The sequence below is a fragment of the Actinoplanes sp. URMC 104 genome (assembly GCF_051386375.1).
Classification (GTDB): Bacteria; Actinomycetota; Actinomycetes; order Mycobacteriales; family Micromonosporaceae; genus Actinoplanes.
Genome location: NZ_JBPQTO010000002.1, coordinates 1,045,682 through 1,067,165 on the forward strand (window position 1 = coordinate 1,045,682; position 21,484 = coordinate 1,067,165).

17 protein-coding genes are annotated in these 21,484 nt (G+C 73.5%); 4 read left to right on the plus strand and 13 right to left on the minus strand.

The features are described from left to right. Positions 1-279: 279 nt before the first annotated feature. The 5 genes from ACSNN8_RS05815 to ACSNN8_RS05835 all read right to left on the minus strand — a co-directional run bounded on the left by ACSNN8_RS05815 (position 280) and on the right by ACSNN8_RS05835 (position 4,280). The gene (locus ACSNN8_RS05815; RefSeq protein ID WP_436647383.1) at positions 280-1,062 is read right to left on the minus strand and encodes a regulatory protein RecX; all 783 of its coding nucleotides are present in this window, start codon (positions 1,060-1,062) and stop codon (positions 280-282) included. A gap of 15 nt (positions 1,063-1,077) precedes the next feature. Further along, positions 1,078-2,124 carry a recombinase RecA gene (gene recA, locus ACSNN8_RS05820; RefSeq protein WP_436647384.1) on the minus strand — a complete coding sequence of 349 codons (1,047 nt, stop codon included), beginning with the start codon at positions 2,122-2,124 and terminating at the stop codon, positions 1,078-1,080. 199 nt (positions 2,125-2,323) lie between these two features. After that, positions 2,324-2,524, minus strand: a complete 201-nt coding sequence (locus ACSNN8_RS05825) for a DUF3046 domain-containing protein (RefSeq protein ID WP_436647386.1) — start codon at positions 2,522-2,524, stop codon at positions 2,324-2,326. A 35-nt stretch (positions 2,525-2,559) separates the two neighbouring features. Next, positions 2,560-3,339, minus strand: a complete 780-nt coding sequence (locus tag ACSNN8_RS05830) for an ABC transporter permease (RefSeq protein ID WP_436647387.1) — start codon at positions 3,337-3,339, stop codon at positions 2,560-2,562. Further along, positions 3,336-4,280, minus strand: coding sequence for an ATP-binding cassette domain-containing protein (locus ACSNN8_RS05835; RefSeq protein ID WP_436647389.1), 945 nt, complete (start codon positions 4,278-4,280; stop codon positions 3,336-3,338). Before ACSNN8_RS05835 ends, ACSNN8_RS05830 begins: the two co-directional genes overlap by 4 nt. 77 nt (positions 4,281-4,357) lie before the next feature. Between ACSNN8_RS05835 and ACSNN8_RS05840 the strand changes: the two genes are divergently transcribed. Next, complete coding sequence (locus ACSNN8_RS05840; RefSeq protein ID WP_436647391.1) at positions 4,358-5,119, plus strand: TetR/AcrR family transcriptional regulator; 762 nt, start codon at positions 4,358-4,360, stop codon at positions 5,117-5,119. On the opposite strand, the gene ACSNN8_RS05845 is transcribed toward ACSNN8_RS05840, so the two are convergent. Together ACSNN8_RS05845 and ACSNN8_RS05850 are read right to left on the minus strand one after the other, a co-directional pair. Then, complete coding sequence (locus ACSNN8_RS05845; protein ID WP_436647392.1) at positions 5,091-5,753, minus strand: UdgX family uracil-DNA binding protein; 663 nt, start codon at positions 5,751-5,753, stop codon at positions 5,091-5,093. The two genes, ACSNN8_RS05840 and ACSNN8_RS05845, sit on opposite strands and share 29 nt — an antisense overlap. 46 nt (positions 5,754-5,799) lie before the next feature. Continuing rightward, positions 5,800-7,146, minus strand: coding sequence for an aminotransferase class I/II-fold pyridoxal phosphate-dependent enzyme (locus ACSNN8_RS05850; RefSeq protein WP_436647393.1), 1,347 nt, complete (start codon positions 7,144-7,146; stop codon positions 5,800-5,802). Between the two features lie 49 nt (positions 7,147-7,195). Here ACSNN8_RS05850 and ACSNN8_RS05855 point away from each other — a divergent pair, with 49 nt between their 5' ends. Together ACSNN8_RS05855 and leuE are read left to right on the plus strand one after the other, a co-directional pair. Further along, positions 7,196-8,458 (plus strand): bifunctional pyridoxamine 5'-phosphate oxidase family protein/GNAT family N-acetyltransferase, encoded by a 1,263-nt coding sequence (locus ACSNN8_RS05855; protein ID WP_436647395.1) that lies wholly within the window; start codon positions 7,196-7,198, stop codon positions 8,456-8,458. A gap of 9 nt (positions 8,459-8,467) precedes the next feature. Then, positions 8,468-9,121: a leucine efflux protein LeuE gene (gene leuE, locus ACSNN8_RS05860; RefSeq protein WP_436647396.1), complete on the plus strand. Its 654-nt coding sequence runs from the start codon at positions 8,468-8,470 to the stop codon at positions 9,119-9,121. Positions 9,122-9,181: 60 nt separating this feature from the next. Here the strand turns inward: leuE and ACSNN8_RS05865 are convergent, their stop codons facing one another. The 6 genes from ACSNN8_RS05865 to ACSNN8_RS05890 form a co-directional block, all read right to left on the minus strand. Then, complete coding sequence (locus ACSNN8_RS05865; RefSeq protein WP_436647398.1) at positions 9,182-10,195, minus strand: sporulation protein; 1,014 nt, start codon at positions 10,193-10,195, stop codon at positions 9,182-9,184. Between the two features lie 42 nt (positions 10,196-10,237). Then, positions 10,238-11,296, minus strand: a complete 1,059-nt coding sequence (locus tag ACSNN8_RS05870; protein WP_436647399.1) for a hemolysin family protein — start codon at positions 11,294-11,296, stop codon at positions 10,238-10,240. Next, positions 11,293-12,585, minus strand: coding sequence for a hemolysin family protein (locus ACSNN8_RS05875; protein ID WP_436647400.1), 1,293 nt, complete (start codon positions 12,583-12,585; stop codon positions 11,293-11,295). The genes ACSNN8_RS05870 and ACSNN8_RS05875 overlap by 4 nt, the downstream gene beginning before the upstream one ends. 108 nt (positions 12,586-12,693) lie before the next feature. Further along, positions 12,694-14,349, minus strand: coding sequence for a serine/threonine-protein kinase (locus ACSNN8_RS05880; RefSeq protein ID WP_436647402.1), 1,656 nt, complete (start codon positions 14,347-14,349; stop codon positions 12,694-12,696). A gap of 78 nt (positions 14,350-14,427) precedes the next feature. Next, positions 14,428-15,525: a class F sortase gene (locus tag ACSNN8_RS05885; protein ID WP_436647404.1), complete on the minus strand. Its 1,098-nt coding sequence runs from the start codon at positions 15,523-15,525 to the stop codon at positions 14,428-14,430. Positions 15,526-15,534: 9 nt separating this feature from the next. Then, positions 15,535-16,386, minus strand: coding sequence for a DUF4397 domain-containing protein (locus ACSNN8_RS05890; RefSeq protein ID WP_436647405.1), 852 nt, complete (start codon positions 16,384-16,386; stop codon positions 15,535-15,537). Positions 16,387-16,570: 184 nt separating this feature from the next. On the opposite strand from ACSNN8_RS05890, the gene ACSNN8_RS05895 reads away from it, so the two are divergent. After that, positions 16,571-21,112, plus strand: a complete 4,542-nt coding sequence (locus ACSNN8_RS05895) for an ATP-dependent helicase (protein ID WP_436647407.1) — start codon at positions 16,571-16,573, stop codon at positions 21,110-21,112. Positions 21,113-21,484: the final 372 nt, after the last annotated feature.

A 21,484-nucleotide genomic window follows, 5' to 3' on the forward strand; every position in this document is an offset into this window, starting at 1 on the left:
CGCAGGCGCGGGCCCTGCAGATGCAGGGTCGGCAGTCGCGGGGTCGGGCGCGTCCGGGGCCTGTCGCGGGACGCCCGGAGTGCCGGTGTCACCCGGCCGCCGCGCGCCGCTCGGGGCAGTCGGCTCGGCACCCTCCTGGAAGGGACCGTAGCCCTGCGTACCGCTCTGCGAGTGCTCGGTCACAGCACCGCATGCTACCAACCAGTGGCGAACGCCGATGTCTGCCGAAACCCGCCGCCACCTGCGAACACGATCAACAAGGGCCGCCGCAGAGGTCGGTCATGAAGTGGGGTCGGCGTCCGAGGCCAGGGCGTCGGGGTCTATCTGGTCGGCGAACTCGGCCGCCTCGGCGTCGCGGGCGGCCAGGGCCTCCTTGACGGCTCGGATGGCCACGCCGGCGGAGTAGCCCTTGCGGGCCAGCATGCCGACCAGGCGGCGGAAGACGGCGTCGGGCGGTCCGTTGGCCGTGCGCAGCTTGCGGTCGACGAGGGCGCGAGCCGTTGCTGCCTCCTCGTCGTCGTCCACGGTCTCGAGGGCCTCGCTCGCCACCTCGGCGTCGACACCGCGCTGGCGCAGCTCGTTGGCGAGCGCGCGGCGGGCCAGGCCGCGGCCGTGATGCCGGCTGGTCACCCAGGCCCGCGCGAACGCCGCGTCGTCGATGATGCCGACCTCGTCGTACCGGTCGAGGACCTCGGCGATCACCTCGGCGGAGATCTCCTTGCGGACGAGCACCTTGGCCAGCTCCGCCCGGGTGCGGGGGCGCACCGCGAGCTGCCGCAGGCAGATCTCCCGCGCCCGGTCGCTCTCGCTCTGCGCCGGCCGCGCGGCCTCGCCGCCGCCATCACGCTCGCCGGAGCGACGCCCGCCGGAGGCGGAGCGCTCCGTTTCTCCCGAGGGGATTCCGCCCGGCGAGGCCCGCCGGCGACGGGTGGGAACGTTGCCGCGTTCCGGATCGTCGCCGGCGGAGGGCTCGCCGGGCGGGTGCTCATCGTAGGCGCGGGCGGGACGGGGCGGGAGGGGGTCCCACCCGCGTCCGGAACGCGCGCCCCGTCGGGCCGGCATGACGTCCTACCTCGATCAGAAGTCGACCGGCGGGAGCTCGGGACCGCCGGCGGCGTCGCCCGTGGTCTGGCCGACGCCCAGCTTCTCGAGGATCTTCTTCTCGATCTCGGCGGCGACGTCGGGGTTCTCCTTGAGGAACTCGCGCGCCTTCTCCTTGCCCTGGCCCAGCTGGTCACCGTCGTACGTGTACCAGGCGCCGGACTTGCGGATGATGCTCTGCTCGACGCCGACGTCGATCAGCGAGCCCTCCCGCGAGATGCCCTTGCCGTACATGATGTCGAACTCGGCCTGCTTGAACGGCGCAGCCACCTTGTTCTTCACCACCTTGACGCGGGTGCGGTTGCCCACCACGTCGGTGCCGTCCTTCAGGCTCTCGATGCGGCGCACGTCGAGCCGGACCGAGGCGTAGAACTTCAGCGCGCGGCCACCGGTCGTCGTCTCGGGCGAGCCGAACATGACGCCGATCTTCTCGCGGAGCTGGTTGATGAAGATCGCGGTGGTGCCCGAGTTGTTGAGCACACCGGTGATCTTGCGCAGCGCCTGGCTCATGAGGCGGGCCTGCAGACCGACGTGGCTGTCGCCCATCTCGCCCTCGATCTCGGCGCGCGGCACGAGCGCGGCCACCGAGTCGATGACGATGATGTCGAGCGCGCCGGAGCGGATCAGCATGTCGGCGATCTCGAGCGCCTGCTCACCCGTGTCGGGCTGGGAGACCAGCAGCGCGTCGGTGTCGACGCCGAGCGCCTTCGCGTACTCCGGGTCGAGCGCGTGCTCGGCGTCGATGAACGCCGCGATGCCGCCGTTGCGCTGCGCGTTGGCGACCGCGTGCAGCGCGACGGTCGTCTTACCGCTGGACTCGGGCCCGTAGACCTCGATGACGCGGCCGCGCGGCAGACCGCCGACGCCGAGCGCCACGTCGAGGGCGATGGAGCCGGTGGGGATGATCGCGGTCTGCACGACCGGCCGCTCCCCCAGCCGCATCACCGAGCCCTTGCCGAACTGCTTGTCAATCTGTGCCAACGCCAGATCGAGCGCCTTGTCCCGGTCAGGTCCTGCCACCATGTCCGCCACCCCTGTACTCGATTTCGCGGGCGTCTTCGCCGATGCGCTTCTGTTCACCACGGGCAACAAGGTAAGCGGTGGGTATGACAAAAATCAGCCGCCCTGCTCCGGCCTGTGGATAACGAAGCCGTTGTGGACAATAGCCGAACAGGTGTACGACGAACGAGTGACACGCCAGAACGGGTGTACGAAAAACGGGTCATCGCAGGCGAGCGGGCACCCGATCGGGGTACGCGGCCACGACTGCTCGCCAGATAGTAGCGGTCTCGATACCGTCCGCAATCGCCTTGTCAATGGTGCGATCGCCGAGCGCCCCAAAAGATTGATCCGCCGCGATGCTCCGCGCATAGGCCGGCCCGAAAGCCTCTCCAAGCCGGGCCCAGAAATCCGTCAACCGCACCCTCCGAGCGTACCCAGCGGCCGTACGCCGTCGCCTCAGCCGCGCAGACGCCGATAGGCACGCGCCGACAGCGGCAGGAAGACCGCCGTGATGAGCACGGGCCAGCCCAGCGCCAGCCACACCGCCGCGTCCGCGAGCGGCCCTCCGGTGATGCCGGTCGGGTTGCCGAACAGCTCCCGCACCGCCGACGCCGTGGCGGACAGCGGGTTCCAGGCGGCGATCGCGCCCAGCCAGCCCGGCATCGTCTCGGCGGAGACGATCGCCGTCGACAGGAAGCCGATCGGCCACACCAGCACCTGCACGGCCATCGTCGCGCCGTCGCCCCGGAAGCTCAGGCCGACGAAGATGCCGATCCACAACATCGCGAACCGGAAGAGCACGAGCAGCAGGACGGCCAGCAGGGCCGACGCGGGATCCGAGGTGATCCGCCAGCCGATCAGCAGACCGCCGGCGAGCAGCACCAGCAGCTCCACCGTCGAGTTGGCCAGGTCGGCGCCGACCCGGCCGAGCGCCACCGAGGCACTGCCGATGGGCAGCGAGCGGAACCGGTCGGTGATGCCCTTGCGAGCGTCGGCGGCCATCGCGGTGGCCGTGCCCTCGACGCCGAACATCATGCTCAGCGCCAGCATGCCGGGCAGCAGGAAGGTGATGTAGTCGCCGCCGCCGGGCACGGTGATCGCGCCGCCGAAGAGGAAGCCGAAGACCAGCAGCAGCATGATCGAGAACATCAGGCCGAAGATCGGCGTCCACGGCTGACGCGCCCAGTGGGCGAGGTTGCGCTGGGTGAGCACCCATCCGGCACGTACGGCGGTCATCGCGCAGCCTCCCGGGGAGCGTCGGTGAGGGTGAGGAACACCTCGTCGAGGGTGGGCCGGCGCAGCACCAGATCCTCCGGGGTGACGCCGCACTCGTCCAGGGCCCGGACCACGGCGGAGAGCCCGGTGACTCCGGAGCCGACCTCGAACGTGAGCCTGCGCGTCTCGGCGTCGGGCACGGCCGGGATCCCGACCGCGGCGGCCAGCCGTTCGGCCACCTCGTCGAGCGACGCGTCCGCCGCGATGGTGACGGTCACCCGGTCTCCGCCGATCTGGCGCTTCAGCATGTCCGGGGTGCCGCTCGCGACGACCCGGCCGTGGTTCATCACCGAGATGCGCGCCGCCAGCTGGTCGGCCTCGTCGAGATACTGCGTCGTCAGCAGCACCGTCGTGCCGGCGGCCGCGACCTCGCGGACGGTAGCCCACACCTCGTTGCGCCCGCGCGGGTCGAGCCCCGTGGTCGGCTCGTCGAGGAACAGCACCGCCGGGGTCAGGATGAAGCCGGCCGCGATGTCGAGCCGTCGCCGCATGCCACCGCTGTACGTCGACACGGCGCGGTCGGCGGCGCCGGTGAGCCCGAACATCTCAAGCAGCCGGTCGGCGCGGGCTCGCGCGTCCGTCTTGTTCATGCCGTAGAGCCGCCCGAACATCACGAGGTTCTGCCGGCCGCCGAGGATCTCGTCGACCGCGGCGCTCTGTCCGATCAGGCCGATCCGGCTGCGCACCTGCGCGGCCTGGGTCCGTACGTCGAAACCCGCGACCCGCGCCGTGCCGGCGTCCACGTCGACGAGGGTGGCCAGCGCCTTGACCGCCGTCGTCTTGCCCGCGCCGTTCGGGCCCAGCAGTCCGTGGATCACGCCGGGCGGCACGCTCAGATCGAAGCCGTCCAGCGCCCGTACGTTCCCGTAGCTCTTCCGTAGTCCGTTCGCCACCAGGTTCACCGCTGCTCCTAACTCCGTATGCCTTACGGTATTGGATGCGCGCGAACACCGTACACCCCACGGGGTAGTGTCGTCACATGGATCAGGAAGTCGACCGCACCCTCACCCTGCTGTGGCGCCGGGTGCTCGGCACCCCGCAGGGGTCGCGCGGGCCGAAGCAGCGGTTCAGCGTCGACGAGGTGATCGCGGCCGGGATCGCGGTGGCCGACGAGGAGGGCCTACCGGCGTTCTCGATGCGCAAGGTCGCCGACCGGCTCGGCCTCAAGCTGATGTCGATCTACACCTACGTCCCGAGCCGCGACGAGCTGATCGGCCTGATGGTCGACGAGGTGATGGGCGAGCCCGGGCTGCCGGCGCACGAGGGCGGCTGGCGCGAACGGCTCGTGGTGGTGGCGCAGCAGATGTGGGACGAGTTCCACCGGCACCCCTGGCTGCTCCAGGTCGAGCAGAGCCGCCCGTGGATCGGGCCGAACGGCTCGGACCGGTGGGAGTGGCAGCTCTCGGCGATCGAGGGCGCCGGCTTCACGGATCTCGAGATGGACCACGTCATCACGGTGATCGGCGACTTCACGTCGGCCTCGGCGCGTGCCGACGTCAACGCCCGCCGCACGGCCCAGCAGTCCGGCATCTCGGACGCCGACTGGTGGGCCGTCAACGCGCCCGTGCTGGAACGGCTGATGCCGCCCGACGCCTATCCGATCTCCGGGCGCGTCGGCACCGTCGCGGGCCAGGAGTACAACGCGGTCCGCGATCCCGAGCGATCCTTCCGGTTCGGCCTCGACCGCATCCTCGACGGGCTCGAGCAGCTGCTCAGCTCACGGCCGAGGCCGCAATCTTGAGGTCGTCGACCAGGCCGCGGTAGGCGGTCTCGCGGTCGTCCGCGCGGAGCACGGCGGAGGGGTGGATCGTGGCCAGTGCCTGGATCTCGGCGACCGGGAAGTCCTCCGGATGCTGGGCCGAGGCGGGCCACGGCATCAGGCGGCCGCGCTGCTGGGTGACCCGGAACGACGGACCGAGCAGCGCCCGGCCGGCCGTGGCGCCGAGGATGACCACCAGCTCGGGCTTGAGCAGCGAGAACTCGGACACCAGCCACGGACGGCAGGCGGTGATGTGCGCCGGCCCCGGGTTCTGGTGGATGCGCCGCTTGCCGCGCATCTCGAACCGGAAGTGTTTCACCGCATTGGTGATGTAGACGTCGCTCGCGTCCAGGCCGGCGTCGTCGACCGCCTCGCGCAGCAGGCGACCGGCGGGGCCGACGAACGGCAGGCCCTTCTGGTCCTCCACGTCGCCGGGCTGCTCGCCGACCAGCACGACGCGCGCGTCCGCCGCGCCGCGGCCGAAGACGGTCTGCGTAGCGTCGGCGTAGAGCTCGCAGCCCTCGCAGCCGGCCGCGGCGGACTTGAGCTCGTCGATGCTCCGCGGCTCGGGCGGCACCCACTGCTGCGCGCCGACCGGCGCTTCGGTCCTAGGCATGAGAAAGGTTCTACCCGGAACGAACGCGAAGAAGCATCCCCGCCCCCTAACGAGTCGGCGCGGCAAAGGACGGCGGCCGTACGGCGGTGGCCACCGCATCGGCCAGGGCCGGGATCTCCTCCTCGTCCAGCGGCCCGATCGAGATCCGTACGCCCGGCGGTGACGACAGCCGGAACAGCGAGCCCGGCGCCACGGCGTAACCCGCCTCGCGCATCAGCCCGACGGCACGCGTCTCGTCGGGGACCGGCACCCACACGTTGATGCCGGTCTCGCCCTCGGCGTGCAGGCCCCGCACCCGCAGCGCCTCGCGCAGGGCCCGGCGGCGCAGCCCGTACGCCTCGGCGGCCCCGGCCACCGCCCGGGTGACCTCGTCGTCGTGCCAGAGGTGCACCAGCAGGCGCTGCAGCACGGTGGAGACCCAGCCCGAGCCGATGCGCATGCGGCCGACCACCCGCGCGATCGTGGCCTCGTCGCCCGCGAGCAGACAGATGCGCAGGTCGGGGCCGAACGGCTTGGACGCCGACCGGGTGACGGCCCACACGCCGGTGACCGGGCCGATGCAGTGCGGCGGCTGCTCGGCCAGCTCGGCGGCGTGGTCGTCCTCGATCAGCAGCACACCCGGACGGCGCGCGAACAGCGCACGGAGCTCTTGCGCCCGCCGCTCGGTGACCGCAGCGCCGATCGGGTTCTGCGCGCGCACGGTGATCACCGCGGCGCGGGCGCCGGACTGCAGCGCGATCTCCATCGCCCCGACGCCGGGGCCCTCCCGGTCGACGGCGACCGGAATCGGGCGCAGGCCGAGCGCCGCGAGCAGGTCGAGCAGGTTGGCCCAGCCCGGATCCTCGACCGCGACCGCGTCGCCCGGCCGCAGATGGGCGGTGAGCAGCCGCTCGATGGCGTCGAGCGTGCCGGAGGTGACGGTGAGGTCGGCGTCGGCGGCCGGGATGCCGTCGGCGACCAGCCGCGGGCGGGCCGCCTGGATCAGCTCGGGCATCGCGGCGGCCGACGCGTATCCCTGCGGGGGGCCGTTGGTCTCGGCCACCGCCCGCAACGCGCGGCCGAGCGGCGGAAGCAGCCGGACGTCCGGCTCACCGGACGAGAGATCGCGGACGTCGCCGGGCACGGGCAGGCGCAGAGCGGACCGCGGGCCGGCGACGGGCGGGCGCGACCGGATGCGGGTGCCGCGGCGGCCCTCGGTCTCGACGACGCCGCGCTGCCGCAGCTCCTGATAGGCCTTGGCGACGGTGGCGGGGCTGACGTGCAGCGACTCGGCGAGGATGCGGACCGGCGGCAGCGCCGTGCCGAACTCCCAGACGCCCGTGCGGACGCCTTCCTCGATGCTCGCGGAAATCGATGCGGCGCTGTCGCCGCTCACCTGATACTGTGCTGCCACAAGCCAGAGTGTGTACTAGAACAAACTGAAGCGCAAGCCGGGAGGCACGATGTCGGACCGCTATCAGCCGACGAGCCGCACCACCGCGACCCGCCACAGCGACCGCATGCACTACGACCGCGCGCTCGCCCACGAGATTCTCGACGAGGCCTACGACTGCACGGTGGGCTTCGTCGTCGACGGTGAGCCGCGCGTGCTGCCGACCCTGCACGTCCGCGTCGGCGAGACGCTCTACCTGCACGGCTCGTCCGGCGGTCGCCTGGGCCTGTCGGCGCGCGACGGCGGCGTTCCGGTCGCGGTCAGCGTCACGCTGCTCGACGGGCTGGTCTACGCGCGCTCCCACATGCATCACAGCGCCAACTACCGATCGGTCGTCGTGCACGGCGCCGCGCGGCTGGTCACCGATCCCGCGGAGCGCAGGAGCGCGATGGACGCCCTGGTCGACAAGGTGGGCGCGGGCCGCGCCGCCGACAGCCGGCCGCCCGACCGGCGGGAGCTGGCGCAGACCAGCGTGCTCGCGCTGCCCCTGGTGGAGGTGTCGGCGCGCGCCCGCAGCGGCGGCGTGATCGACGACGAGAAGGACGTCGCCCTGCCGCACTGGGCCGGCGTTCTTCCCGTCCGTCGCGTGTTCGGACCGCCGACGGCCGCCGACGGGGTCGACGCCGCCGAGCCCGCCTATCTTCCCGGCGGCGAGCCGCCGTGGGTCGTGCCCGTGCCGCTGACCGGCCGGCACGTCCGGCTCGAGCCGTTGACGCTCGGGCATGCCACCGACCTGGTGGAGTCCCTCGGCGACGACGAGGTCTGGCAGCACCTGCCCGTCCGCCGCCCGCGGACCGTCCCGGCCATGCGCGACTATCTCGCGGGGCTGCTGCGCGCCCGCTGGGAGGGCAACCAGGTCGCGTGGGCGCAGGTCGACCCGGCCACCGGCCGCGCGATCGGAGTGACCAGCTATCACGACATCGACCCCGACAGGCGGGCGCTGGCGATCGGGCACACGATCGTCGGCCGGCCCTGGTGGCGCACGGGTGTCAACACCGAGGCCAAGCTCCTGCTGCTCGAGCACGCCTTCGAGGTGCTCGGGGCCGAGCGGGTGTTCTGGAACACCGACATCCGCAACGAGCGGTCCCAGCAGGCGATCGCGCGGCTCGGCGCGGTGCGCGAGGGCGTGCTGCGGCGGCACCGAAAGAGGCCGGACGGCTCGTGGCGCGACACCGTAGTGTTCGGCATGACCGTCGACGACTGGCCCGCCGCGGGCCGCCGGCTGCGGGAAATACTGGCCTCGGGCGGTTCGACCGCCCTCGCGGTCGCCTAGGGGAGCGCGATGCTGGGGATCACGGACTTCTGGACGTACGTCATCGGCACGTTGGCGATCATCCTGCTTCCGGGGCCGAACTCGATCTTCGTGCTGTCGGTCGGCGCCCGGCAGGGGGTGCGGGCCGGCTATCGGGCCGCGGCCGGTGTCTTCGTCGGCGACGCCGTGCTCATGGTCCTGTCGGCGGCGGGCGCGGCCTCGCTGCTGCGGACATATCCGCCGTTGTTCCTGGCCATCAAGTACGCGGGCGCGGCCTACCTGCTGTGGGTGGGCTTCGGCATCGTGCGGGGCGGCTGGCGCAAGTGGCACGGCCGGGGCGAGCCGGAGGCGGAGGCCGTGGGTGACGTGTCCGCCGAGGCGCGCAGCCCGTTCCGCAGGGCTGTCGTGGTCAGCCTGCTCAACCCGAAGGCGATCCTGTTCTTCGTGTCGTTCTTCATCCAGTTCGTCGAGCCGGGTTATGCGCATCCGGCCCTGTCGTTCCTGGTGCTGGGCGCGGTGGTGCAGCTGTTCAGCGCGCTCTACCTGTCGGCGCTCATCTTCGGCGGCACGTTCCTGGCCGGGCAGTTCCGCCGGCGACGCCGCCTGGCCGCGGGGGCGGCGGCGGGGGTGGGGGCGCTCTTCGTCGGCTTCAGCATCAAGCTCGCGACCGCGAGCGTGGGCTGAGACGCAGCGTGGCGCCCCGGCCGGAGCCGGAGCGCCACGTCGGTCACGCGCCGCGGAGGGTCACTCGTCCCCGAAGTCGCCGCCGTCGTCCTCGAAGACCTCCTCCATGGCCTCGCCGAGGATCATGCCGCCCAGCACGCCGCCGGCCACACCGGCAGCCATGCCGCCCATGCCCATGCCGCCGTGGCCGCGGCGGTAGTGGCCGTGATGGCCGTACCCGCCGTGGCCGCCGTAACCGGGAGCGCCGTAGCCCGGGGCGCCATGGCCCGCGAAGCCGTGGCCGCCGAAGCCGCCGGCGGCGCGCAGGCCCTGGTAACGGCCCGCGGCCTCGGAGACCCACTTCTCGACGACCGCGGTCCAGTCGGTCGTGTCCGCCTCGGCGTGCGAGACGCGGAACCGGCCGTACGCGTCGTGGCCCGGCGCCAGGAAGCCGCCGCGCTTGTCGAACTCGAGCACGACCTCGACGCCCTGCGGGTCGGCGATGAAGGTCACCTCGACCTCGTTGATGGCGCCCGCGTACTGCGGCGGCGGGTAGAACTCGATCTCCTGATAGAACGGCAGCGTGGTGCGCACGCCGTAGATCGCCCCGTGCTCGAGGTCGGCGCTCTTGAAGCGGAAGCCCAGACGGGCGAACGCGTCGAGGATCCGCTCCTGCGCCGGCAGCGGGTGCACGGCCACGTGGTCGAGGTCGCCCTTGTCCACGGCCTTGGCCACCGACAGCTCGGTGCGCAGCCCCATCGTCATGCCGTGCAGCCGCTGGCCGTACACGTCCGTGATCGGCGTCTCCCACGGCACCGGGAACGAGAACGGCAGGTCCCGGTTCTCGCCCGCCCGCAGCTGGAAGGCGCCGGCGACAGGCAGCCGGTGGAACTCGATGAGGCCGTCGCCGTGCTCGGACTCGACCCGGGTGACCAGACCCAGGATGACGCCGTCGATGGTGACGTCGTGATCACCGCCGGCGATCCGCACCTGACCCTCCAGGGCCAGACCGGGCCGCGTGTTCGGGTTGGCCAGCACGGTGTCGACGGTCGGGCCGCCGACGCCGAAGGCGCGCATCATCTTCTTGAAGACCACCGGGTCATTCCTCCTTGAACAAACGATGGGGTGGCTTGGGGCTCACGCGCCGGCGGGCGCGGGCAGCTGGTCGGTCTCGTCGTCGAACCGGCCGATCACCTGCTCCAGCAGGTCCTCCAGCGCCACGAAGCCGACCTGCGCGGCGGCTGTGCCGGCGGCGTCCGGCTCGGTGACCACCGCCAGCTGGGCGCGGCCGGCACGGAGGGCGGCGACCGCGTCGACCACGGTCACGCCGGCGTCGAGCGGGAAAGCGGGCTCCATCAGCTCGCTCGCCGTCGCGGCCCGGCCGGTCGCGGTGGCCCGTACGGCCTCGCGGACGTGCACGATGCCGACGACCTCGCCGGACGGCCCGGTCACCGCCAGCCGCGACCGCCCGCTGGTCAGAGACGCCAGCTCGACGTCGGCGACCGAGGCGTCCGCGGGCACCGACACCAGCCGCGCGGTGGGCAGCATGACGTCGCGCACCCGCAGCGAGGCCAGGCCCAGCACGCTGGTGAGCAGCTCGCTCTGCTCGGCCTCGATCAGACCCTCGGCCCGCGAGCGGTCGAGCAGGATCCGCATCTCGGCCGGGCCGTGTGCCTGCGCCAGCTGGTCCTGCGGGTGGACGCCGAACGGGCGCAGCGCCGCGTTGGCCATCCAGTTCAGCACGCGCAGCGCCGGGCCGACGGCCCGCGCGTACAGCCGGAACGGCAGCGCCAGCAGCACGGCCGAGCGCTCCGGGTGGGTGATCGCCCACGACTTCGGCATCATCTCGCCGATCACCAGGTGCAGGAACGTGACGACGATCAGCGCGAGCAGGAACGCGACGACGTGGCTGGCCACCTCGGGCAGGCCGACCGCGTGCAGCGGCGGCCCGATGAGGTGCTCGAGCGACGGCTCGGCGAGCGCGCCGAGGCCCAGCGAGCACAGCGTGATGCCGAGCTGGGCGCCTGCCAGCATGACCGACAGCTGCTTCGTGCCGTCGAGCGCGGCCCTGGCGGCCCGGCTGCCCGACGCGGCGGACTGCTCGAGGCGGTGCCGCTTGCTCGCCACCAGCGCGAACTCGGCGGCGACAAAGAACGCGTTGCCGAGCAGCAGCAGCGTGACCCAGAGCGCGTTCATCGGCTGATCCGCACCGTGTGCGGGACGTGCCGGTCGACGCTCTCCACCCGTACGGAAAGGGAACCGCCGTCGAGGGTGACCGAGTCGCCGGGGGTGGCCACCCGCCCCAGCCGCGCCAGCACCAGGCCGGACACCGTCTCGTAGTCGTCGCCGGGGGGCAGGTCGACGCCGGTGGCGTCGGTGATCTCGTCGATGCGCCAGCGGGCCGGCACCAGCCACGAGCCGTCGGGCTGGCGCACCGGCGCGGGCTCGGCCTCGTCGTCCTCGTCGCGGATCTGACCGACCAGCTCCTCGGCGATGTCCTCGAGCGTGATGATGCCCGCGAAACCGCCGAACTCGTCGACCACGCAGGCGAGCTGGCGGTGCGCCGAGCGCAGCCGCTCCAGCACGGCCGGCAGCCGCAGCGAGGACGGCACCAGGATCGGAGCGGACATCACGGACGCGACCGGGATCGACGAGCGCTCGGCCGGAGCGACCGCCAGCACGTCCGAGATGCCGACCACGCCGACGATCTCGTCGAGCTCGTCGCCGCGCACCGGGAAGCGCGAGTGGTGGGTGTCGAGCAGCGCCACCACGTCGGCCGCGGTCGCCGTCGCCGGCAGGGTCTGCACGTCGACGCGGGGAATCATCGCCTCGGCCGCGGTGCGCCCGCGAAAGTCGAGACCGCGGTCGAGCAGCGTGGAGAGCTCGGCGTCGAGCCCGCCGTTGGCGCGCGACTCGCGGATGATCTGCTCGAGGTCCTCCTCGGTCGCGCCCTCGGGCAGCTCCTCGATCGGCTCGATGCCGAGGCGCCGCAGCAGGCCGGCGGCCGTGCGGTCGAAGAGGCGGATGACCGGGCCGAACACGGTCAGGTAGATGAGCGTGGACCGGCTGAGCGCCTTGGCCAGCGTCTCGGCGCGGGCGATCGCGAGGTTCTTCGGGGCCAGCTCGCCGAGGACCATCTGCACCACGGTGGCGATCAGCAGCGCGGCGGTGACCGAGAGCGGCATGCTCACCGCGGTGGGCACGCCGGCGCCGCCGAGCAGAGCGGACAGGCCCTCGCCGAGGAACGGCTCGGCGACGTAGCCGACGAGCAGCGCGGTCACGGTGATGCCGAGCTGGGAGCCGGAGAGCACGAAGGAGAGGCGTTCGGTGACCTTGAGCGCGCGGGCGGCGGCCTGGTCGCCCTGCTCGGCGTCGTGCCGCAGGCGACCGCGATCGGCGGCGACGTAGCCAAATTCCTGCGCGACGAAATAGCCGGTGACCGCGGTCACGACAAGCACGAGGAGAAGGCCCGTGAGGATCAACACGGCGGGGTGAATCTGACGGGGAGCCGGGCCGAGCCCGGCTGACTACTGCCGATCATGCCGCTGAACACTAACAGCGCAGGCTGAACGCTCGCTGTGAGTTGCCGGAACTCAGACGACGCCGAACGAGCTCAGCACCATGTTGATCTTCGGGACGTCGCTCGGCCAGTCGAACTCGCGGGTGGCCCACGTGATGGCGTAGCCGCGGCCTCCCTCGACGAACCAGCGGGTACGGGCGTGCACGAGCACGTCGTCCCTTTCGTACCGGTACTCCCAGTCCGCGGCCTTGTCCTTGAGCGGCGTCGCCGCGATGCCCAGCTCCTGATAGCCGGGCAGCGCGCCGGCCCGGACCAGCCTTGCGGCCTCGGTGCGACAGGCGCGCACGGGGTCGCCCTTGGGGTTGCGGCCGGTGTCGAGGGTCAGCACGGTGTCGCCGAACGGGTCGCGGAAGCAGTATGAGGTGCCGACCCGCTGCCACGTCCAGCCGTCGGGCACGGGCATGCGGAACCCGGAGCCGTTGGAGAAGTACGACCAGCCGGGCAGCAGCGCCCACCGTCCGTCGCCACGCTGCGCGCTGCGCAGGGGCGAGGTCGGCAGGTTGCTCGGAGCGGGCCGGTCGCAGACGACGGCCGAGAAGCCGGCGGGCGCCGCCGAGGCGGGCGGCGCGGCGGTCGAGGTCGCCGCGGAGGCGGCAGGTGGTGCGGAGGCTCGCGGTTCGGTGTCCCGGACGAGGTAGCCGGCGAGGATGCCGCCGATGCCCAGCACGGCGACCAGGGCCAGACCGGCCGCGACCAGGCCCGGGCGCGCGTGGTGGCGGTCGTCCGGAGGCGGCGCGGGGCCGTCGTCGGCAACGGGCAGGACGCGTACGCCCGAGGTCCTCGACCGGACCGCCGCGGACTGATCGATCTCGGCCCCGATGATGGCTCGTGCCTGCCGCGGCGACGGGATCCGCGGAGGGGCCGGCGTGGCCGCGACGATCATCCGCAGGCGACGCTCCACCTCCACCGCGGTGAGCCGCTGCTTCGGCTCGCGCCGCAGCAGCCCGGTCAGCACGGGCCCCAGCATCCCGGCCCGGGTCGGCGGGTCCGGCTCCTCGGTGGCCAGGGCCATCAGCGTCGCCATGGCGTTGTCCCGGGCGTACGGGGACCGGCCCTCGACGGTCGCGTAGAGGGTCGCGCCGAGCGACCACAGGTCCGACTCGGGCGTGGAGGTGCCGTCGCGGGCGCGCTCGGGTGAGACGTACTGCGGGGAGCCGACGATGAGGCCGGGGCCCGTGACGGCGCCGTCGTCGACGAAGGTGGCGAGACCGAAATCGGTCAGCACGACTCGGCCGTCGTGGCCGATCAGCACGTTGTGCGGCTTGACGTCGCGGTGCACCACCCCCGCCGCGTGCGCCGCCCGCAACGCGTCGAGCAGGGCCATGCCGATGCGCGCCGCGGTGGCCGGCGAGAACGGGCCGTCGTCCTGCAGCACCTGGTGCAGCGAGCGCGAGGGCACGTATTCCATGACGATCCAGGGCAGCCCGTCGGCGTGCACGACGTCGTAGATGCGCACCACGTGCGGATGGTTGAGCCGGCCGGCGCTGCGGGCCTCGCGCAGCGTGCGGTCGCGCAGCCGGACGCGTTCCTCGTCGGTCATCCACTCGGGCGGGACGAACTCCTTGACCGCCACGTCGCGGTCGAGCATCTCGTCGCGGGCCAGCCAGACGCGACCCATGCCGCCGGAGCCGACCGGCTCGCCGAGACGATACCGACCGGCGACGAGCATGCCACCGACCGCCATCCCGCCCCCACCCGTCGACTCGGTCTCAACCATAATTCGGCCCGCCTGCCCGCGGAATCACGATCACCCGGCCACCGCGTAGACCACGAGGTTGTCGCGGTAGGAGCGCAACGTGTGGTCGAAGACGCCGCCGCACGTGATGAGCCGCAGCTGGCGGTCGGGAGTGGGCCCGTACACCTCCTCGGTCGGGAATTCGGACTTGGGATACCACCGGATTGCCGTGACGGTGAAGCCGACGGTCGCGCCGCCGCGCACGACCTCGATGCGATCGCCGGCGGTGAGGTCGCGCAGGCGGTAGAAGACGGCGGGCCCGGAGCGGGAGTCGACGTGCCCGGCGATGACCGCGGGCCCGGTGTCGCCGGGTGCGGTGCCGTCGGCGTACCAGCCGGCGCGGGCGAACTGCTGCGGCGGTTGCAGCGCGCCGTCCGCTCCGATCCGCAGGGTCTCGAGCGGGGTGTCGACCTTGATCGCGCCGATCCGCAGCCGGGTGGGAGGGCCCTGGGGAGCCGCCACGACGCTGCCGAAGGGATCGCCCGCGGGCCTGGCGGTCGCGCCCGTCGTGGCCGCTTCGGTCGTGGCCGTCTGTGTCGCGGCCGGGGATGCCGCCCAGCGGCCGAGGTCGGCGGGCGTGCGGTCGGTCACGGCGAGATAGGCGGTGCCGGCCGCGAACGCAGCCACCACCGCGGCCGCCGCGGGCAGCACGGCACGACGCCCGAACCCCTTCTTTGGTACGGGTCGGGACCGGTCCTTCGGTAGCTGGCCGGCATCGCGCCCGGCCTCGAGAATCACTGCGTCCCGTACGAGCGAAGGAGCGTGAGGCACATGGCCGGGGTCAGCCGGGATCGCCGCCCGCAGGGGTGGCGCGGGTGTCGTCGCGGGCTCCGCCTGGGGGAAGACCCGCCGCGGAAAGGGCGTGGAGGGCTGGCCCAGCCTCAGGCGCCGGCTGGGCTTGGGGCGGGGCAGCGACAGCGCACCCGGCACGTAGGCGCGCGCCCGGATCGTGCCGGGCTTGACGACCTTGGCCACGCCGCGCGCGATCCAGCCGCGCTGCTCCTCCGCCTCCCCGCCGCCGTCCGCGTCCCCGTCCGCTTCCGGAGTGACGACCCCGGGCCGGGCGGACAGGCGGACGATCAGCGGGGTGTCGGTGTCGTCGGCTGCCACCGCGGGTCCTCAGGCCGCGCGGAGCCGGCGGCGCAGCACGACGACAAGGATGCCGGTGAGCAGAGCGGCCGCGGCCGCCGCCGTCAGCGCTCCGGGCAGCGGCGAGCCGGGGGTGCTGCCACCGACGCCGGTGGCCACGCTGCCCAGCGGCACGGTGCCCTGGCGTTCCGCGTCGACGTGCAGCTCGGGCTTGAGGCCGCCGGCGCCGTCGTCCAGCACGACCAGCGAATAGACGCTGCCGGCGCCGAGCGTGCAGGGCAGCTCGCTGGTGCGGCCGCCGCCCGTGGGCTCCACCTCGACGCTCCATTTGCCGGGTCTGACCTCGCGGTACGCGGTGGTGGTGGCGAAGGCGACGCCGTCCGCGATCGTCGTGCCGTTCTTGCCCGCGACGTCGAGCACCGGCGCCTTGACCGAGGCCTGGATGATGCGCACCTTCGACTTGCCGGGGTCGGGCAGGCGCAGGTCGTCCTGCAGCACGCGCAGGCCGAGGTCGGCGAAGCGGCCCACGCCCGCCACCGTGTAGGCGCCGTTGTCACGCACGCCGACCTCGGTGGTGATCACCGGCTTCTCGCCGGCGGGCGCGCCGGCCTTGCGCATCGCGACCTGATAGGTGCCGGCGGGCAGCCGCAGATAGCGCGACATGTCGCCGTAGGCGACCGCGCGGAAGGTCTGCGGCTCGACCGCGCCGGAGCCGGACTTCAGATAGACGTCGACCGCGGGCGTGTCGGGCGAGAGGTGCGCCAGGCGGACGTAGCCGGAGCCGGCCGCGGCGTGGGCCGGAGTCGCGCCGATCATCGTCGCGAGGGTCAGCGCCGCAGCGCCGGCCGCGAGGCGCCGCAGCTGTCGGACCGGGAGGGACACGGAGCCTCCTTCATCGAGATTATGGGCGGCTCTTCCAGTGGCGCCCATGTATATCCATCGGCCACCCGACTGCACCATGGTCCGGCACGCCAGGAGTATCCGCCGGACGTACGTCCGACCCGTGCCCGGATGACCAATACGCGCGGGTTCAGTTTTTGTCGTACCCCCGAGGGAGCATGGTGACGTGCGAGAAGTACTGGAGCAGTTCGGGCCGGCCACGCGAGAGTGGTTCACCGCGGCGTTCGCCGAGCCCACCGCCGCGCAGGCCGGCGCCTGGCGGGCGGTCGGCGCCGGGCGCAACGCGCTCGTGGTCGCGCCGACCGGTTCCGGCAAGACGCTGGCCGCCTTCCTCTGGTCGCTCGACCGGCTGGCCCGGGAGGGCGCTCCCGAGGACCCCAAACGCCGCTGCCGCGTGCTCTACGTGAGCCCGCTCAAGGCGCTCGCCGTCGACGTCGAGCGCAACCTGCGCGCGCCGCTCACCGGCATCCGCCAGGCGGCCGGGCGGCTCGGGCTCACCCCGCCCGACATCACCGTGTCCATGCGCACGGGCGACACCCCGGCCGACGAGCGGCGCCTGTTCGCCCGCACCCCGCCCGACATCCTGATCACCACGCCGGAGTCGCTGTTCCTGCTGCTCACCTCGGCCGCGCGCGACTCGCTGCGCGGGGTCGAGACGGTGATCATCGACGAGGTGCACGCGGTCGCGGCCACCAAGCGCGGCGCCCACCTGGCGCTCTCGCTCGAGCGGCTCGACGCGCTGCTGGGCCGCCCGGCCCAGCGCATCGGCCTGTCCGCCACCGTGCGCCCGATCGACGAGACGGCCCGCTTCCTCGGCGGCTCGCACGACGTCGAGATCGTCCAGCCGCCGACCGCCAAGACCATCGAGGTGTCCGTCGAGGTCCCGGTCGAGGACATGACCCGCCTCGACGAGGTGCCCGACGTCGACCCCGACGACCCCGGCGCCGGCCGCAACACGCCGTCGATCTGGCCCGCCGTCGAGGAGCGCGTGCTCGACCTCATCGAGGCGCACCGGTCGACGATCGTCTTCACGAACTCGCGGCGCGGGTCCGAGCGGCTCTGCGCCCGCATCAACGAGCTGGCCGCCGAGCGGGCCGGGGCGGCGCCGCCCGAGCCGTCGAGGCCGCCCGCCCAGATGATGGCCCAGGCGGGGCAGGCCGGCGGCGCGCCGCCGGTGGTCGCCCGGGCCCACCACGGCAGCGTCTCGCGCGAGGAGCGCAAGCAGATCGAGGAGGCGCTGAAATCCGGTGTGCTGCCCGCCGTGGTCGCCACCTCCAGCCTCGAGCTCGGCATCGACATGGGCGCGGTCGACCTGGTGGTGCAGATCGAGGCGCCGCCGTCGGTCGCGGCCGGGCTGCAGCGCATCGGCCGGGCCGGTCACCAGGTGGGCGCGGTCTCGCGCGGCGTGGTCTTCCCCAAGCACCGCGGCGACCTGGTCTCCTGCGCCGTCGTGGCCGACCGCATGACCGCCGGCGCGATCGAGGAGCTGCGCTATCCGCGCAACCCGCTCGACGTGCTGGCCCAGCAGATCGTCGCCATGGTGTCGCTCGACGCGTGGCAGGTCGACGAGCTGGCCGCCCTCGTGCGCCGTGCCGCGCCGTTCGCCGAGCTGCCCGAGTCGGCGCTGCACGCGGTGCTCGACATGCTGTCGGGCCGCTACCCGTCCACCGCCTTCGCCGAGCTGCGCCCCCGCCTGGTGTGGGACCGCGGCACCGACGAGCTCACCGGCCGTCCCGGCGCCCAGCGGCTGGCCGTCACCAGCGGCGGCACCATCCCCGACCGGGGCATGTTCGGCGTGTTCCTGGCCGGCTCCGAGCGCGCGTCGCGGGTCGGCGAGCTCGACGAGGAGATGGTGTACGAGTCGCGCGTCGGCGACGTGTTCCTGCTCGGCTCCACCTCGTGGCGCATCGAGGACATCACGCCCGACCGCGTGCTGGTCTCCCCCGCGCCCGGCGCCCCGGCGAAGATGCCGTTCTGGAAGGGCGACTCCCCCGGCCGGCCGATCGAGCTGGGCCGCGCGATCGGCGCCCAACTGCGCTCGCTGACCCGCGCCGACGACGACAAGGCCACCGCGACGCTGCGCGAGTCCGGGCTCGACGAGTGGGCCGCGGGCAACCTGCTGGCCTACCTGCGCGAGCAGCGCGAGTCCACGCGCAACCTGCCCGACGACCGCACCGTGGTGGTCGAGCGGTTCCGCGACGAGCTCGGCGACTGGCGCATGACCATCCACTGTGTGCTCGGCGCCCGGGTCAACGCGCCCTGGGCGCTCGCGATCGCGCGGCGGCTGTCCGAGCGCTACGGGGTCGACGGCCAGGTCATGCCCTCCGACGACGGCATCGTCGTGCGCCTGCCCGACACCGCCGAGGAACCGCCCGGCGCCGACCTGGTCGCCTTCGACGCCGAGGAGATCACCCAGCTGATCGAGGAATCGGTCGGCACGTCGGCGCTGTTCGCGTCGCGCTTCCGCGAGTGCGCCGCCCGTTCGCTGCTGCTGCCCCGCCGCGACCCCCGCCGCCGTCAGCCGCTCTGGCAGCAGAGGCAGCGCTCGGCCCAGCTGCTCGACGTGGCCCGCGAGTTCGCCGACTTCCCGGTCACGCTCGAGGCCGCCCGCGAGTGCCTGCAGGACGTGTTCGACCTGCCCGGGCTCACCGGGCTCATGCGCGAGATCGCCGGGCGCAAGGTGCGGCTGGTCGAGGTCGAGACGCCGCGGCCCTCGCCGTTCGCCCGGTCGCTGCTGTTCGGCTACGTGGGCGCCTTCCTCTACGAGGGCGACGCTCCGCTGGCCGAGCGGCGGGCCGCCGCGCTGGCGCTCGACTCGACGCTGCTCGGCGAGCTGCTCGGCCGGGTCGACCTGCGCGAGCTGCTCGACCCCGACGTCGTGGGCGAGACCGAGGCCCAGCTGCAGTGGCTGACGACCCAGCGGCAGCCGCGCGACGCGGAGGACGCGGCGGAGCTGCTCCGGCTGCTCGGCGACCTGTCCCCGGCCGAGCTGGCCGTGCGCGGGGTCGAGGAGGCGTGGCTGACCACGCTGGAGGACGCGCGCCGCGCGATCCGCATCCGGGTGGCCGGCGAGGAACGCTGGATCGGCATCGACGACGCGGGCCGCTACCGCGACGCGCTGGGCGTGGCCCTGCCGGTTGGGCTGCCGGAGGCGTACCTGTCCTCGGTCGCCGACCCGCTCGGCGACCTCGTGGCCCGCTACGCCCGCACCCACGGGCCGTTCGCCGCGGCGACCTGCGCGGCCCGGTTCGGGCTCGGCGTCTTCGTGGTGGAGCAGGCGCTCAAGCGGCTCTCGGCGACCGGTCGGGTGGCCTCGGGCGAGTTCTCCCCCGGCGGCGCGGGCAACGAGTGGTGCGACGCCGAGGTGCTGCGCATGCTGCGCCGCCGCTCACTGGCCGCGCTGCGGCGCGAGATCGAGCCGGTGCCGCCGCGGGTGCTGGCCGCGTTCCTGCCGCGCTGGCACCAGATCGGCGGCAACGCGCGCGGGGTCGACGCGCTGGCCGCGTCGCTGGAGCAGATGCAGGGCATCGCGGTGCCCGCCTCGGCGTGGGAACGGCTCGTGCTGCCGGCCCGGGTCGCCGACTACGCGCCCCCGATGCTCGACGAGCTCACCGGCGGCGGCGACGTGCTCTGGGCCGGGTCCGGGTCGATCGGCGGCCACGACGGCTGGGTGACGCTGGCCTACGCGGACAGCGCTCCCCTGCTGCTGCCGCCGCCCGACGAGGAGTTCGCCGCGACGCCGCTGCACCAGTCGGTGCTCGACGCGCTCGGCGACGGGCAGGCGCTGTTCTTCCGCTCGCTCTCCGACCGGGTCGGCTCCACCGACGACGCGAAGCTCGCGGCGGTCGTGTGGGACCTGGTGTGGGCCGGCCACCTCACCAACGACACGCTGGCGCCGTTGCGGGCCCTGCTCGGCGCCAGCGGCGCCCACCGGGCCAAGGCGGCGCCGGCCCGCACCCGCTATCGGCGCCCCGGCCGCCCGGTGATGCCGGCCCGCGGCGGCCCGCCGAGCATGGCGGGCCGCTGGTCCCGGCTGCCCGACCGCGACCTCGACCCCACCCGGCGCGCCGCTGCCCTGGCCGACCTCCTGCTGGAACGCCACGGCGTGGTCACCCGCGGCGCGGTCATGTCCGAGGGACCCGTCGGCGGTTTCGCCGGCGTCTACCCCGTGCTCGGCGCGCTCGAGGAACGCGGCGCAGCCCGGCGCGGCTACTTCGTCGAGGGCCTGGGAGCCGCCCAGTTCGCGGTGCCCGGCGCGGTCGACCGGCTACGCGCCCTGGCCGAGCCCGCCGAGCTGGCCAAGCGCACGGGCGCGACCGCCGTGGTGCTGGCCGCCACCGACCCGGCGAACCCCTACGGCGCCGCCCTGCCGTGGCCCGACCGCATCATCGACAGCGGCGACGGCGAGCCGGTCGCCAAGGCCGGCCACCGCGCCGGCCGCAAGGCGGGCGCCCTGGTGGTCCTCGTCTCCGGCGACCTGGTCCTCTACGTCGAACGCGGCGGCCGCACCCTGCTGTCGTTCGTGGACGACCCCGAGTCCCTGATCGCCGCCGGCCAGGCCCTGGCAGCCTCGGTCCGCTCGGGCGCCCTGGGCCCCATGTCCGTCGAGCGCGCCGACGGCGAGTCCGTCCACGCCTCCCCGCTGCGCGACGCGCTCACCGAGGCCGGTTTCCGAGCCACCCCGAGGGGGTTGCGCCTGCGCGGATGACAAGAACCCTTCGGGAGCCCTCTCCACACACCGGCACATGGCGCCATCGCGGGACCTGCTCTGGTCGCCCGTGGTCGAACGGCTCACCCCGGACGCGGGCCGCCGCCACCGCTCCAGCCAGATGCCATCCCACGGCCACGATGCACGATGCGGGCCGCCGCCACCGCTCCAGCCAGATGCCATCCCACGGCCACGATGCACGATGCGGGCCGCCGCCACCGCTCCGGCCAGATGCAGTCCCACGGCCACGATGCACGGTGCGGGCCGCCGCCACCGCTCCGGCCAGATGCAGTCCCACGGCCACGATGCACGGTGCGGGCCGCCACCACCGCGCCGGCCGAACGCCACCGGCTGCGGCTGCGATGCATGGCG

Excerpts from the sequence above, each read along its gene's own strand:
- ACSNN8_RS05815 (WP_436647383.1), bottom strand. The coding sequence starts at position 1,062 with ATGCCGGCCCGACGGGGCGCGCGTTCCGGACGCGGGTGGGACCCCCTC.
- recA (WP_436647384.1), bottom strand. The coding sequence starts at position 2,124 with ATGGTGGCAGGACCTGACCGGGACAAGGCGCTCGATCTGGCGTTGGCA.
- ACSNN8_RS05830 (WP_436647387.1), bottom strand. The coding sequence starts at position 3,339 with ATGACCGCCGTACGTGCCGGATGGGTGCTCACCCAGCGCAACCTCGCC.
- ACSNN8_RS05840 (WP_436647391.1), top strand. The coding sequence starts at position 4,358 with ATGGATCAGGAAGTCGACCGCACCCTCACCCTGCTGTGGCGCCGGGTG.
- ACSNN8_RS05845 (WP_436647392.1), bottom strand. The coding sequence starts at position 5,753 with ATGCCTAGGACCGAAGCGCCGGTCGGCGCGCAGCAGTGGGTGCCGCCC.
- ACSNN8_RS05855 (WP_436647395.1), top strand. The coding sequence starts at position 7,196 with ATGTCGGACCGCTATCAGCCGACGAGCCGCACCACCGCGACCCGCCAC.
- leuE (WP_436647396.1), top strand. The coding sequence starts at position 8,468 with ATGCTGGGGATCACGGACTTCTGGACGTACGTCATCGGCACGTTGGCG.
- ACSNN8_RS05870 (WP_436647399.1), bottom strand. The coding sequence starts at position 11,296 with ATGAACGCGCTCTGGGTCACGCTGCTGCTGCTCGGCAACGCGTTCTTT.
- ACSNN8_RS05880 (WP_436647402.1), bottom strand. The coding sequence starts at position 14,349 with ATGCTCGTCGCCGGTCGGTATCGTCTCGGCGAGCCGGTCGGCTCCGGC.